A 13,953-nucleotide genomic window follows, 5' to 3' on the forward strand; every position below is an offset into this window, starting at 1 on the left:
CGCGCTTTCAATAGATGGGGGATTGGGATGGATTCTTGCGGCTGGGGCCCCTTCAGCAACGGATCTCAACCATCCAAACACGGTCCGATGCCAAACGACCCCGCCATCTTGTTCAACAAGGAAGAGGTATGACAACATACAAGCTCACAATAAAAATCATAAAAGGATCCGCGTCATGCCCCGCCTCTCTCACCTCATCTCACCTCTGGTACTTGCCATGGCCCTGACTTCCGGCGCCGTTCACGCGCGCACATTCGTCTACGTTTCCAATGCCGCCGACGGCACCGTCTCGACCTTCCGCATGAACGAGCAGAGCGGTGAGCTGACCGCCGTGCAGACTGTAACCAGCGGCAAGAACGTCATGCCCATGACAGTCAGCCCGGATCGCCGTCATCTGTACGCCGCCGTGCGCTCCACGCCGTACAACGTGCAAAGCTATTCCATCGACACCCAGGACGGCCATCTGACCCTGCTCGCCACGACGCCAGTGGACGAATCGCTGGCCTATATCTCGCTTGACAACACCGGCAAATCGCTGTTCGGGTCGTCGTACGACAACGATGTGCTGACCGTCAACCCCATCGTCAACGGCGTGGTCACCGGGCCCGCCACGCAAAGTCTCAAAACCGAGCAACACGCCCACTCCGTGCGCATCGACCACAGCAACCAATACCTGTATGTCGCGAACCTGGGTGGCCAACAGGTCTACCAGTACCGCTACGACGCAGCGAGCGGCAAAGTCACGGCCAACGACCCGGCCAAGGTCGCCGCCCCCCAAGGCATCGGCCCGCGGCACACCGAGCTGTCCCCGGACAACCGCTTTTTATACGTGCTGGGTGAACTGCACGACAGCGTCATCACCTACGCCCTGGATAGCAAAACCGGCCAACTTCACCAAGTCGCCGTGACCGCCGGCCTGCCCGCCGACACCACGCTGGTACCCGGCGCGCCGCGCGGCCCGGACCGAGTCAAGACCCCAGGCATGCAGCCCCACGCCGACAACAGCAACGATATCTGGGCGGCAGATATCCACATCACCTCCGATGGCAATTTCCTCTACACCTCCGAACGGACCTCCAGCGTGCTGTCGCTGTTCAAGGTCAACAAGGCCAACGGCGCCCTCACCTTCGTCAAGACCTTCAAGACCGAAAAACAACCTCGCGGCTTTGGCATCACACCGGACAGCAAATTCCTCATCTGCAGCGGCGAGAAGTCCAGCCAAGTGTCAGTTTTCGCCATCGATGGCCATAGCGGCGAACTGACCCTCAAATCCCAGGCCCCGGTGGGCAACGGCGCCAACTGGGTCTCCATCGTCAAACGCTAGGCTGCTGGACCGGTTGATGCCGCAATGAGATTGACCGGTCATATTGGCTGAGCACACGACATTTCTGCCAATATGTAGTGACAATTATTTTTCACTACAAAAATGATTGACGCCTTTCAAATGCCCTTGCATGATGAGGCTGTCTCCCTGATCGGGAGCGCTGGCAAGGGGCAAGTGAAGAGGTTCGGCGAGCTGCCGAATCGTTTTGTGTGATGTGAACTGCCCACAAGGCAGCGTGATGAAGCTGAACCGGCATGACCGTCTGCAAGGGGCGCGCGGTGCTGGCGAGATGTTCTCATACTGCTCGGGCAGGCCCACGAAGGCCCTCCCCATCAGCATTCGAATCTCCGCCTGCCGCCCCGCACCGACATTTGTGTAGCGAGGCTGATTCGTCACTACTTCTCCTCCCCCTGCCAACCCGCAGACGCGGCGAATGCTGTCGCAGACGTCGTGCAGCGCCGATCAACTGGCCAATTGGGTGCCATGTTTGAGCTCACCAACAGACAGATCAATGAGTGGTCAAAGGGGTTACAGATGAACCTGAACAATCAGCCTACCGTAGAACAACTCGCTCACCTTATTGCGCAGCAGCGTGACACCGTCGACTGCCATATCTTGTGGGTTTGCGAAGACGGCGATGTGCACATCGACCGCCTGGCCGACCACCCTGGTGAAAGCGAGTTCGAGCAAACCAGACCCAACATGCGCGCCCGGTTGAAGATGTATCGCCGCGGCCAGGGCTACCTGGGCAAAAAGGCCGCTGCGGATACCGAGTATGTCGGCCGCGTGCTGCAGACGCTGGAAGGCGTCTGGGGTGAGGTCAACGAAGTCAAAGTGGTTGATCGGTATTGCTGATCCCCAGGCCTATATGGCGTGGCACACTGTGCCGCATGACCTGCACCCCGACGAGCGATCGCCGGGGTGTTTTTTTGTCCGAGGATAGTTTCTACACTCCAGCGCCATTGCCGAGTCAAGTGCCGCCTCTGATGAGTCATCCGCTACCCATTATCGAAGCACTGCGTACTCCACAGACCGACCGCATCGCACGGGTCTGATAATCCGCACAGGAGAGCGCCGGCTCACCCCCGCCACAGCTTCACCACCCCACCCCCGCTCCCCAGCACCGGGTCACTGTTCGGAAACGGCAACTTGGCAATCTGCGCGATCTGCGCATCCGTCACGAGGTCGCGATTGATATCGCCTTCCTGCCCCGGCGGGTAGGCGCCCACCACCATGAAGTCGTCGCTTGACCCAAGGTTGCAATGCCCGGTGCCAGCCGGCAGCAACAGCACATCACCCGCCTTGACCTCCACCACATGCCCATCAGGGCCGCCGAGCATGAGCCGCGCAGTGCCGGCGTATACCCCCAGCACTTCATGCCCATGGACGTGATAGTGATGATAGGTAAACACCCCATAGCGCCATTGCGGCGGCCAGCCGTTGGCCTTGAAGGTCTGCTCGAACACGGCGGCCGGGTCACTGCCGGCCACCGCTATCGCGGCGGGATAGATCAGCACCGGCAATTGGGGGTTATTGGGAATGCCGCCATTGCGCTTGAGCATCAGTGTCTGCACGGCAGGTGCAGCCATGGCCTGCTTCATTGAAAGTCCTCCAGCGCCGAGCAAGCCCAGCGCAGTGAATGTGGTGAAGTGACGTCGGGCGATGGCCATGGTGCTCTCCGTAATACCGCGGGTGACAAGCTGAAACCGTTCTCAACGGTAATTCGATCTTGTTGATATCACAAGTTTCTCGCGGGGCGACCAACGGCAATTTCGCTTCAGAACAGCCCATCCAGAGGCCGCCCCGACCCGGATTCTCCAGCAATCTTGCAGTAGCCCGTCAGCTGCACGGTTGACGCGAGCGCGCGGCAAGCTAAGGTTGCAGTTGTCCGGACAACCGGATAACAAAAAAAACAAGAGGACTTCAACCATGGGCGCCATCGAAATCAGTCCGCAACGCTACCGCGCCAGCTACGGCCGCTTCTTCGAAGAATTCACCGTCGGTGACGTCTATGAGCACCGCCCCGGCCGCACCCTGACCGAAGCGGACAACATCCACTTCTCCCTGCTGACCATGAACTTTCATCCCATGCACTGCGACGCCGCCTACGCCGCCAAAAGCGAATTCGGCCAGTTGCTGGTCAACAGTGGTCTGACCGTCGCGGTCGTGCTGGGCATGACCGTCAACGACGTCAGCGGCAAGGCCATCGCCAACCTCGGCTGGAAAGAGATCAACCTCACCGCCCCGGTATTTTGCGGCGACACCCTTTACGCCGAATCCGAAGTGCTGGAAAAACGCGAATCCAAATCCCGGCCCACCCAGGGCATCGTCACCGTCAAGACCCGCGCTTTCAAACAGGACGGCACCCCGGTGATGGACTTCATCCGCACCGCCCTGATCGCCCGAGTCGGCTTCGAAAACGGAGGCGAGAACAACCGCTGACCCCGACATCCAATAGCGATACCTCCGCCAAAAACAACAACTGGAGAGTGCTGTGATGACTTACGTGAGCTCAGGCGCGCGCCTCGATCGGCTGCCCTTGTCGCGCTTCCACTGGAAAATCCTCGGCCTGATCAGCGCCGGGGCCTGCATCGATGCCTATGACGTGTACATCGCCGGCGGTGTCAGCGCGGCGATGTTCAAGGACGGTTTTTCGACCCTGGCGCAGAACGCGCTGTTCGTCTCCGCCGGCTTCTTCGGCATGGTCATCGGTGCCGCGTTGGCCGGTTGGCTGGGCGATCACCTGGGCCGCCGCGCTTCCTATCAATTCAACCTGCTGCTGTTCGGCCTCGCCTCGCTGGCCGCCTGCTTCGCACCCAATATCGAAACGCTGATCGGCCTGCGCTTCATCATGGGCATCGGCTTGGGCGCCGAGCTGGTCATCGCCGCCGGCACCCTGAGCGAATTCATCCCGCCGCAGTTTCGCGGACGCTGGATCTCGTTACTGGCACTGATCGTCAACTCCGGCCTGGTGCTGGCCACCTCGATCGGCTACGTGGTGATCCCCAACCTGGGCTGGCGCTGGATGTTCGCCATTGCCGGCGTCGGCGCGGTGATCATCTGGGTGCTGCGCCACCGCATGCCCGAATCGCCGCGCTGGCTGGAATCCCAAGGGCGGCTGGAAGATGCCGAGCGCACGGTGAGCGATATCGAGGCACAGGTGATCGCCCAGCACGGCGCGATCGCCGATTGCCCGCGCACGCAAAACCTGGAAACCCCGAAAGCACCCTTCAGCGCCCTGTTCAGCCGCGCCATCCTGCCCCGCACCCTCACTGCGGCGATGACGGCGATTGCTGTCAACGTCGCCGTGTATGGCTTCGTCGCCTGGCTGCCAACCTTCTTCGTCAGTGAAGGGCTGACGGTGGTCAAGTCGCTGGGCTTTACCACCCTGATGTCGTTCGGCGCGCCGGCCGGCGCTCTGCTCGGGCTGGCCATCGCCGACCGACTGGGCCGCGCTCGAGGCTTGGTGTTGTTCGCGGTCCTGGCCATCGTGCTGGGCATCATCTACCCGAACATGACCAGTGCAGTGGGCATCACCGGCGTCGGCTTCGCCCTGGTGACCTGCATCTACACCATCGTCACCTTCGGCCTGTTCGGCTACGTGCCGGAACTGTTCCCCACTCACCTGCGGCTGCGCGGTACCGGCACGGCGGGAGTCTGCGGACGGTTGGCATCGATGGCCACCTCGTACCTGGCGGTCATCCTGTTCGCCAACTTCGGCCTGATCGGCGTGTTGGCGATGGTCTCCAGCTGCCTGCTGTTGATGGCCCTGGCGATTCTGCTGCTGGGCGTCGACACCAACCAGAGCACGCTCGAAGACATCGCCCCCGGCGCTGACAGCAAACGCCTGCGCCGCACCCTGCACAGCACCGCCGGAGAAAGCCGATGAGCGCCGCACAGTCCACCACCCTGGCCGAACAGCTCGGGGCCTTTGCGGCGCAACTGCGCCCTGACGATATTCCGGCTCAGGTGCGCGAACGCGCTTGCCACCTGATGCTCGACGCCACCGGCATCGCTTGCGCCTCAACCGGCTACGAATTCGCCCAGCGCACCCTCAATGCAGCGCGCGAGTTAGGTGAGGGTGACAGCGACGTGATCGCCATGGGTGCCAAGCTGTCGTTGCGCGATGCGATCTTGCTCAACGGCGTACTGGTGCATGGCCTGGATTACGACGACACCCACGGCCGCGGCGTGATCCACGCCACGGCCAGTTGCTACCCGACGGCTCTAGGGGTGGCTGCCAAGCTGGGCGTCAGCGGCGCGGACCTGTTGTGTGCCTACGTCGTCGGCATGGAGCTGGCTACGCGCATCGCCTCGGTGGCCAAAGGCGGCTTCCATCAAGTCGGCTTTCATCCCACCGGGCTGGTCGGTGCCTTCGCCTGCGCGGTGATCGCCGGCAAGCTGCAAGGCCAGAGCGCTGCGCAACTGGCCCACGCCCAAGGCATCGCCCTGAGCACCGCCTCCGGCAGCCTGGAGTTTCTCGAAGACGGTGCCTGGACCAAACGCCTGCACCCAGGCTGGGCCGGGGTCGCCGGCCTCACCGCAGCGACCTTGGCACGCCACGGCTTCATCGGCCCGAAAGCCACCTACGAGGGCCGCTTCGGGTTGTTCAACAGCCACCTGGGTGAACGCGCTGCGGAATGCGATTACAGCCTGGCCACCGCCGATCTGGGCGAGGTGTGGGAGGTCACACAGGTAGCGGTCAAGCCGCTGCCAGCCTGCCACTTCACCCACGCCTGCGCCGACGCCGCCATGCAGCTGCGCCAGCAAGGTGTGCGCAGCGAAGACGTGCGCAGCATCATCGCCCTGGTACCCAAGGAAACCGTCGGTATCGTCTGCGAGCCGGTGGCCAGCAAACGTCGGCCGAAAAACAGCTATGAGGCGCAGTTCAGCATTCCCTATGCCGTGGCCAGCGGCCTGCTGCGCGGGCGCTTCGGCCTGGTCGAGCAAGAAGCCCAGGCGCTGACCGATCCCCAGGTGCTGGCGCTGGCCGACAAGGTCGAATACGCCATCGACCCGGCCTCGGGCTTTCCGCGTCACTACTCCGGCGAAGTGGTGGTGACCCTCAACGACGGCCGCGTGCTACGCCACCGTGAAGCGGTCAACCGCGGCAGCAGCGATCGGCCATTGAGCAATGCCGAGATCGTCGACAAATTCCGCGAGAACGCCGCCACCACCCAATCACCGCAACGCGTCGACGCCCTGCTCGATGCCGTCCTCCACCTCGAAGACCGCCCTGCCCGCGCCTGCTCCCAGGCGCTGGCGGCCCGCGCTTGAACGCATAAGGAAACCACCATGAACGAATACGACGAACAGGAAAGCATGATCCTCGATGCCGTCGACCGCTTCCTTGAGGTCGAGGCCAAGCCCTATGTCCACGAGCTGGAAAAAAACGATATCTATCCCGAGGAGATGGTCGAGAAGATGAAAGCCATGGGCCTGTTCGGCTGCATCATCCCGCCCGAATATGGCGGCCTGGGCTTGTCGACCTCGACCTACGCGAAGATCGTCGAGCGCATCTCCTGCACCTGGATGTCGCTCTCGGGGATCATCAATTCGCACCTGATCGTGGCCAGCGCCATCCACCGCCACGGCACCGACTGGCAAAAGCAGTATTACCTGCCGCGCCTGGCCAGCGGCGAAATGCGCGCCGCCGTGGGCTTTACCGAACCCGACACCGGCACCGACCTGCAGGCCATCCGCACCACTGCGCGACGCGAGGGCGACCACTACATCGTCAACGGCGCCAAGACCTGGATCACCAACAGCCTGCACGGCCATGTGGTGGCATTGCTGGTCAAGACCGACCCCACCGCCCAGCCGCGGCACAAGGGCATGAGCTGGCTGATCGCGGAAAAAGGGCCGGGCTTCAAGGTCGCGCGCAAGCTGGAGAAGCTCGGTTATAAAGGCATCGACACTTGCGAGCTGGTGTTCGAAGACTTCAAGGTACCGGTCAACTGCCTGATTGGCGGGGTTGAAGGGGTGGGCCTCAAGCAGGTGCTGTCGGGCCTGGAGCTGGGTCGCATCAATGTCGCCGCCCGCGGCGTCGGCGCGGCCCGCGCCGCCTTGCAGGAGGCGACCAGCTATGCGCAGATCCGCAAGACTTTCGGCAAGCCGATCTGCGAACACCAGGCCATCCAGCTCAAGCTCGGCGAAATGGCCACCCGCGTAGAGGCCGCACGGCTGCTCACCGAGTCGGCCGCCAACGCCTATGACAAAGGCCTGCGCTGTGACATGGAAGCCGGCATGGCCAAGTACTTCGCCACCGAAGCGGCCCTGGAAAACGCCATTGAAGCCATGCGCATTCATGGCGGCTACGGCTACTCCAAGGAATACAACGTCGAGCGCCTGTACCGCGACGCGCCGCTGCTGACCATCGGCGAAGGCACCAATGAAATGCAGCGCATCATCATTGCCCGTCAACTCATCGAGAGGAATCCGGTATGAGCCTGCCCCTTGCTGGCGTGCGCATCATCGCCGTCGAACAATACGGTGCCGGCCCCTTCGGCACCCAGCACCTGGCCGATCTCGGCGCCGAGGTGATCAAGGTCGAGAACCCGGTGGAAGGCGGCGAAGTCGGTCGTGCGGTCGGGCCGTATTTCTTCGAAGAAGGCGACAGCCATTTCTTCCAGTCCTTCAATCGCAACAAAAAAAGCGTGACCCTCAACCTCAAGGACCCGACCGACAAGGCCACTCTGATCGAACTGATCAAGACCGCCGACGCGCTCTACGACAACCTGCGCGGCGACCTGCCGGCCAAGCTCGGCCTGACCTATGCGGACCTGGCCGAGCACAATCCGAAACTGGTGTGCGCGCACCTGTCGGCCTATGGTCGCGAGGGTGAGCGCAAGGCCTGGCCCGGCTACGACTACCTGATGCAGGCCGAAGCCGGCTATTGCGCAATCACTGGGGAGCCCGGCGGCCCGCCGGCGCGCTTCGGCATCTCGATCATCGACATGATGACCGGCACCACTGCGGCTCTGGCCCTGCTGGCGGCCCTGGTGGGCGCGCGGGCTACCGGCATCGGCCGGGATATCGATGTAAGTCTGTATGACGTGGCCATGCACAACCTCAACTACCTGGGCACCTGGTACCTCAACGACGGCATCAAGACTGATCGGGCGCCGCGCTCCGCACACCCATCGCTGACCCCGAGCCAGATGTATCGGACTCAGGACGGCTGGATGTTCATCATGTGCAACAAGGAAAAGTTCTGGGGCATACTGGCGCAACTGATCGACCGTCCCGAGTGGGCCAGCGACCCGCGCTACTGCAACTTCAAAGCGCGCCTGGCGCACCGCGATCAGCTCACCGAGGAACTCGACGCCGTGCTGATGACCGCCACCACCGAGCAATGGCTCAAGCATTTCGCCGGCCAGGTCCCTGCCGCGCCGGTCAACGATGTCGGCCAGGCGTTGGACAATCCATTTGCCCGTGCCCAGGGCCTGATCGTCGAGTCCCAGCATCCGGCGCGGGGTACCATCAAGACCCTCGCCTGCCCGATCCGCTGCCCTGGCGAGACCTTGCCCAGCCAGGCCGCGCCACGCCTGGGTGCGCATAATCAGAGCGTCTTGGGGCCGCTGCGCGCCGTGCCACCGCGCAAAGCCGCTGGAGTGATCTGAATGAGCCAGGATTCGCCTTCGCCACTGGGCGGCGGGCAGCCCCGCTACCTGCTGCTGGCGCAAGCCTTGATGGACGACATCAAGGCCGCACGCTACCCGCTGGACAGCCTGCTGCCCACCGAACACGAGCTGTGCCAGCAGTTCGGCGTCAGCCGTCATACCGTGCGCGAGGCGATCCGCAGACTCAGTGACCTGGGCCTGATTCACAAGCAGCACGGCATCGGCAGTCGGGTCAAAGCCGTCGAAGTCGCTGCACGCTATGTACAAGCCCATGCCGACATCGCAGACCTGCACCAGTACGTGCGCGATGTGCGCCTGGATATCCACGGCATCCACGATATCAGCGCCGACGCCGAACTGGCGCAGTGGCTGGAGTGTCAGCCCGGCCAGGAATGGCTCTGTGTCAGCGGCCTGCGTTTTCGCGAGGGCGACCAACTGCCACTGGCCTTCACCCATGCCTATATCGCCCGCGCCTACCGCAGCGTGGCGGAGGATCTGGGCGATGGGCGTGAACCCATCTACGCCTTGATCGAACGGCGCTTCGGCCTGCGCGTCACCGACGTGCGCCAGGACATCAGCGCCGTGCTGATCGATGCCGCCGATGCCCAGCGCCTGCAGGTGGCCGCGGGCTCGGCGGGGCTGCGGATCATCCGCCGCTACTACGGCCACAATCAGGAGTTGCTCGAAGTAGCGGTCAGCCTGCACCCCGGCGAGCGCTTCAGCTATTCCTTCAGCCAACAGCTCAAATGGCAGGGCGCGGCGTCCTGAAAGCACCCGCCTGCTCTTTTTGACACACCACGGAGCCCACACCATGGCTGCTCGATCCTATCTGTTCGTCCCCGGCGACCGCCCGGAGCGCTTCGACAAGGCCTGTGCGGCCGGCGCTGATGTGGTGATCATCGACCTTGAAGACGCGGTCAGCCCAGAAGGCAAAGACGCCGCCCGCGACGCTATCGGCCAATGGCTGCGCGCAGGGGGCCGTGCCTGGGTACGCCTGAACGGCAGCGATACCGCGTGGTACGAAGATGACTGTGCCTTGCTCGACTGCCCCGGACTGCTGGGCGTATCACTGCCCAAAGCGGAAAGCGCCACGCAGCTGGCTGCACTGGCTGCGCGGCTGCCGGGCAAACTGCGCATCCTGCCGATCGTCGAAACCGCCCGCGGGATCTGGAACGTCGCCGAGTTGGCGCAAGCCCCGAAGGTACTGCGCCTGGCGTTCGGCTCGGTGGATTTTCAGGTCGATACCGGAATCGTCGGCGACGATCAGGAGCTGCTGTTCGCCCGCTCGCAACTGGTGATCGCCTCCGCCATGGCGCGGATTGAGGCGCCAGTGGATGGCGTGACGGTCGATCTGAGCAACGCCACCCTGCTCGCGCATGAAGTGGAGCGCGCGCGCCTGCAAGGCTTCGGCGCCAAACTGTGCGTGCATCCCAAGCAGGTGCAGGCCATCAACGACGGCCTGCGCCCCCATGCCAGTGAAGTGCAGTGGGCGCGCTCGGTGCTGGACGTCGTGGACGCCAGCCAGGGTGTCGGGGCGCTGAGCCTCAACGGCAAGCTCATAGACCTACCGGTGATCCTGCGCGCCAGACGCATACTCGAGTCGGCGTGAACCGACGCGGGGTTCACTTGCTCTCGCGGCTTTCCTTGTGGATCAGATACATCACATAGCCAAAGGAGCCCAGGGTCCCCGCGACAATGATCAACATGATCAGACCGTCCATCTTGCACCTCCACACCGTTGAATTCGGATGACAGCGCTATGGTGCGCCGCCGCTGATTTTCATAACAGCGGCAGATAGACGATAAAAAAGCGGATCAGATGGCGCAAAGATTCAGATCGACGACACCTGCGCCTCGACCAGCATCCGTTGCGCCCAGGCACCGAAAATCAACCCGATCGCCGACCACAGCACCGCCTGGATGCCCAAGGACGCCACGCGAAAATCCCAAAGCTGCACCGCAGAGAAATGCTCGGGTACGACATTGACCGACGGAAACAACGCACCCGCACAGGCGACGATGATGATGTACAGCAGCGCCGTCATCGTCACCCCGCCCCACAGGCCGTATCGCGCGATAAATCCCCAGGCGCTGCGCACGGCAATGGCCATGGCTGCGACCGACACCAGCAGCATGAGGAAGAACAGCTCGGTGCGCTGACCGAGGGAATCCGGATCGCCCACCGAAGGCGGGTTGGCCGGGTATTTGAGGTCCGGCACCAGGATTACCGCGACGAACGCGACCAGCGCCAGCAGTGCCGACAGCCCCCGCGGCCCGATCGGCCCGACGCGATTCAAGGCGCAGGCGAACACCAGCGCGAACAGGCCGCCGAGTGCCGTGCCATAGACCACCACACCGCTGAACAGGCCATAGGATGCCTGCATCTGGCGGCTGACCAGGGCGGGTTCATCGGTGTCGTCACCGTGCATGTGCACCACGCTTTGCTCGAACGCGATGCCACTGTCGACCTGCGGCTCGCCGAACACCTTGGCGAAACCAAACGCCAGCACACTGGCGAGCAGACCAACGAACAGCCCCCTGACGAGTAAACGTCCAACCATTGAAAAACGCCTCGTGTCAGTGGCAACCAGGCCCAGCCGCTGACGACCATCGATGACGACGGGAAGAACAACGGCTGAGCGGAATTGGGCGGAGTCTAACGGCAAAATCGCGAAGCGCCTCTGGCGATCCGCGATTCTGAGTTTGTTTTCATGCAGCTAGTGCGCGGGGTGTGCGGTGCCTGCACGCGAGCATCCCGGACATCACAGCGCCCGAGTCACCAGATCGCCAAAAGCCGCGACCGGCGCCTGCAGATTGCCGAGCAGGCGCGGTTGCACCAGCCACAGGTCCATCACCGGCTTGAAATCCTTGACCACCATCGCCGCCAGGCGCTCGCGATGCACGCTGCGCTCCAGCAAGGGCCGCGGCACCAGGCCCAGGCCCATGCCGTCGGCTACCAAGCCCAACTGCAGCTCGGTGCCGAAGGTTTCGAGGTTGACCTTGAGGCTCAGGCCCATGTCCCCCAATGTGCGCTGCAGGCCGGCGCGAAAACCGCAACCGTCGGGGTTGAGCACCCAGCCCTGGGCATAGCAGTCGGCGAGCTTGATCGGCTTTTTCGGCAACTGCGCTGCGGCGCACACCACCACCAGCTCCAGCTTGCCCAGCGACTGGCCGACGATGTTTTCAGGGAACACCTTGCCAGCCGGGAACAACACCGCAGCGGCATCCAGTTCGCCATTGGCGATCTTGTCGATCAACTGGCTGCCCCAACCAGTGGCCACCCTTGGCTGCAATTCGGGGTAGACCTGGCGCAACTGCTTGAGCGCATCGAGCAACACCGCATCGCCCAGGGTCTGCGGCACCCCCAGGCGCAGCAAGCCAGACGGCGGAGTATCACTGGCCACCAGCTCGCTGAGGGCATCCATCTCGCGCAGGATCGCCAGGCACTTCTGGTAGACCTGATGGCCCATCACCGTCGGCTTGAGCGGCTTGGTATTGCGGTCGAACAACTCCACACCCAGCGCTTGCTCGAAGTTCTGCACGCGGCGCGTGATGGCCGGCTGGGTCAGCGCCAGCGACTGCGCCGCGACACTGATCGACTGGCAACGAATTACCGCCACGAAGGCGTCTATGTCATCGATTTTCATTCGGTCTGCACATGAAAAAGCCAAAGGAAATATCCTCTAAGCATAATCCTTGTCCAGGCTCCTGACTACCTGCCGTGGCGGCTCGCACATCATCGTGCGGCCGGCTCAACGCCGGGAACGACGCTGCCCCCAGCCCAATGCGACGTAATCCAGCAGCAGGGCCAGCAGTAGCGCACCCCCGGCTATACCGAACAGCAGTTGATAATGACCGCCGGTGCCGTTGAAGATCAGCGAGTAGAGCAAACCGGCCAACGCCTGGAAGCTCGCGAACGCCACCGTCGCCTTGCTCCACGCCACTTGCTGAGCATGAGCGCTGTGCTTGAGTTCATGCACCCGCGCCAAGGCCAGCGGCACGATCCCAGGCGGGAACGAACCGATCACCAGCGCCAGCGCGCACAACAGCAAGGGTTGCTGGCTGACGCCCAACAGCCCCACCGCCACCGCCTGTACGACCAAGGCCCAGCGAATGCCGCGCCGCGCGCCCAGGCGATCCGCCAACAGGCCGTAGACCATCGGCCCCAGAATCGCGCCGATGCCGTACATCACCCACACCAGCGCTGCGACATGCGCGCCCTGACCAAGACCACGAGCGACGTAGTCCACCAGAAACACCATGGCCGGCACCAACCCGCTGGCCATCAGCGCGTACTGTGAGAACAGCAGGCGCAAGCCGCCGCCACTGGTATCGCTCGGCTTGTCCGGCTGCCCCGCAGATGTCGCCGCCGGGTTGGCCACCGTGGCGGCGGGCCAGGCAAACCAGCTCGCCGCCGTCAACACGCCCGCCACCAGGGCCAGGCCTATCCAGGTATCGCGCAAACCCCAGTGCAGCAAGGCCGGCACCAGCGTACCGGAACCGGCGATACCCAAACCGATGCCGACGAAGATCGCGCCACTGGCCAGCCCGCGACGGGCGACCGGTACATGGGGCAACACGGTGGACGCCACCAGGACCATGATCGCGCCGCCCGCGATGCCCGACAGCAACCGCCAGACGAAGAACCAGGCGAACGACAACGGCCAGGCACAGGCCAGAAACGACAGGCTTGCCACCACCAGCATCAGGCGCAACGTGTGTGGGTTGCCGATGCGCTTGCCCAACGGATGACCGAGCAAGGCGCCAATCAGATACCCCGCCAGATTGGCTGCACCGAGGTAGACCACGTCGGCCTGGGCAAACCAATGGGCTTCGATCAGTTGCGGAATCAACGGCGTGTAGGCGAACCGCGCCAGACCGATACTGACCAAGCTGGCACACAGGCCGGCAAAGATATGCAGCCACACGCTATGGCGCGATTGCGGCGTGGCCGCGGCGTAAGTGGACATGAGGAGGCTTCCTTGATGAGTAATGCGTTGATTCTAG

General features: G+C 63.2%; 13 protein-coding genes. 9 read left to right on the plus strand and 4 right to left on the minus strand.

Features of this window, described 5'->3' with window-relative positions:
* Nucleotides 1–175: 175 nt before the first annotated feature.
* Both REH34_RS02365 and REH34_RS02370 read left to right on the plus strand, forming a co-directional pair.
* A complete protein-coding gene (locus REH34_RS02365; protein ID WP_311970609.1) occupies nt 176–1,324 on the plus strand; it encodes a beta-propeller fold lactonase family protein in 1,149 nt (382 codons plus the stop codon).
* A 534-nt stretch (nt 1,325–1,858) separates the two neighbouring features.
* Nucleotides 1,859–2,179 (plus strand): hypothetical protein, encoded by a 321-nt coding sequence (locus REH34_RS02370; protein WP_226504641.1) that lies wholly within the window; start codon nt 1,859–1,861, stop codon nt 2,177–2,179.
* Between the two features lie 224 nt (nt 2,180–2,403).
* Here REH34_RS02370 and REH34_RS02375 read toward each other — a convergent pair whose 3' ends face one another.
* Nucleotides 2,404–2,925, minus strand: a complete 522-nt coding sequence (locus tag REH34_RS02375; RefSeq protein ID WP_311972033.1) for a cupin — start codon at nt 2,923–2,925, stop codon at nt 2,404–2,406.
* A 328-nt stretch (nt 2,926–3,253) separates the two neighbouring features.
* Between REH34_RS02375 and REH34_RS02380 the strand changes: the two genes are divergently transcribed.
* From REH34_RS02380 to REH34_RS02410, 7 genes are read left to right on the plus strand one after another with little or no spacing between them, the layout of a single operon-like run.
* The gene (locus REH34_RS02380) at nt 3,254–3,766 is read left to right on the plus strand and encodes a MaoC family dehydratase (protein ID WP_226504642.1); all 513 of its coding nucleotides are present in this window, start codon (nt 3,254–3,256) and stop codon (nt 3,764–3,766) included.
* Nucleotides 3,767–3,821: 55 nt separating this feature from the next.
* The gene (locus REH34_RS02385; protein WP_311970610.1) at nt 3,822–5,213 is read left to right on the plus strand and encodes an MFS transporter; all 1,392 of its coding nucleotides are present in this window, start codon (nt 3,822–3,824) and stop codon (nt 5,211–5,213) included.
* The gene (locus tag REH34_RS02390; RefSeq protein WP_311970611.1) at nt 5,210–6,601 is read left to right on the plus strand and encodes an MmgE/PrpD family protein; all 1,392 of its coding nucleotides are present in this window, start codon (nt 5,210–5,212) and stop codon (nt 6,599–6,601) included. Before REH34_RS02385 ends, REH34_RS02390 begins: the two co-directional genes overlap by 4 nt.
* Nucleotides 6,602–6,619: 18 nt before the next feature.
* Nucleotides 6,620–7,771 carry an acyl-CoA dehydrogenase family protein gene (locus tag REH34_RS02395; protein ID WP_311970612.1) on the plus strand — a complete coding sequence of 384 codons (1,152 nt, stop codon included), beginning with the start codon at nt 6,620–6,622 and terminating at the stop codon, nt 7,769–7,771.
* The gene (locus REH34_RS02400) at nt 7,768–8,946 is read left to right on the plus strand and encodes a CaiB/BaiF CoA-transferase family protein (protein WP_226504646.1); all 1,179 of its coding nucleotides are present in this window, start codon (nt 7,768–7,770) and stop codon (nt 8,944–8,946) included. The genes REH34_RS02395 and REH34_RS02400 overlap by 4 nt, the downstream gene beginning before the upstream one ends.
* The gene (locus tag REH34_RS02405; protein WP_275948751.1) at nt 8,947–9,714 is read left to right on the plus strand and encodes a GntR family transcriptional regulator; all 768 of its coding nucleotides are present in this window, start codon (nt 8,947–8,949) and stop codon (nt 9,712–9,714) included. It begins immediately after the preceding gene.
* Between the two features lie 43 nt (nt 9,715–9,757).
* Nucleotides 9,758–10,555, plus strand: a complete 798-nt coding sequence (locus REH34_RS02410) for a CoA ester lyase (RefSeq protein ID WP_311970613.1) — start codon at nt 9,758–9,760, stop codon at nt 10,553–10,555.
* Nucleotides 10,556–10,778: 223 nt separating this feature from the next.
* Here the strand turns inward: REH34_RS02410 and REH34_RS02415 are convergent, their stop codons facing one another.
* From REH34_RS02415 to REH34_RS02425, 3 genes are all read right to left on the minus strand, one after another.
* Nucleotides 10,779–11,507 carry a CbtA family protein gene (locus REH34_RS02415; RefSeq protein WP_311970614.1) on the minus strand — a complete coding sequence of 243 codons (729 nt, stop codon included), beginning with the start codon at nt 11,505–11,507 and terminating at the stop codon, nt 10,779–10,781.
* Between the two features lie 201 nt (nt 11,508–11,708).
* Nucleotides 11,709–12,593, minus strand: coding sequence for a LysR family transcriptional regulator (locus tag REH34_RS02420; RefSeq protein WP_226504649.1), 885 nt, complete (start codon nt 12,591–12,593; stop codon nt 11,709–11,711).
* Nucleotides 12,594–12,698: 105 nt separating this feature from the next.
* Nucleotides 12,699–13,916 carry a YbfB/YjiJ family MFS transporter gene (locus REH34_RS02425; RefSeq protein WP_226504650.1) on the minus strand — a complete coding sequence of 406 codons (1,218 nt, stop codon included), beginning with the start codon at nt 13,914–13,916 and terminating at the stop codon, nt 12,699–12,701.
* Between the last annotated feature and the right edge of the window lie 37 nt (nt 13,917–13,953).

Origin of the sequence: Pseudomonas baltica (assembly GCF_031880315.1) — a bacterium.
Classification (GTDB): domain Bacteria; phylum Pseudomonadota; class Gammaproteobacteria; order Pseudomonadales; family Pseudomonadaceae; genus Aquipseudomonas.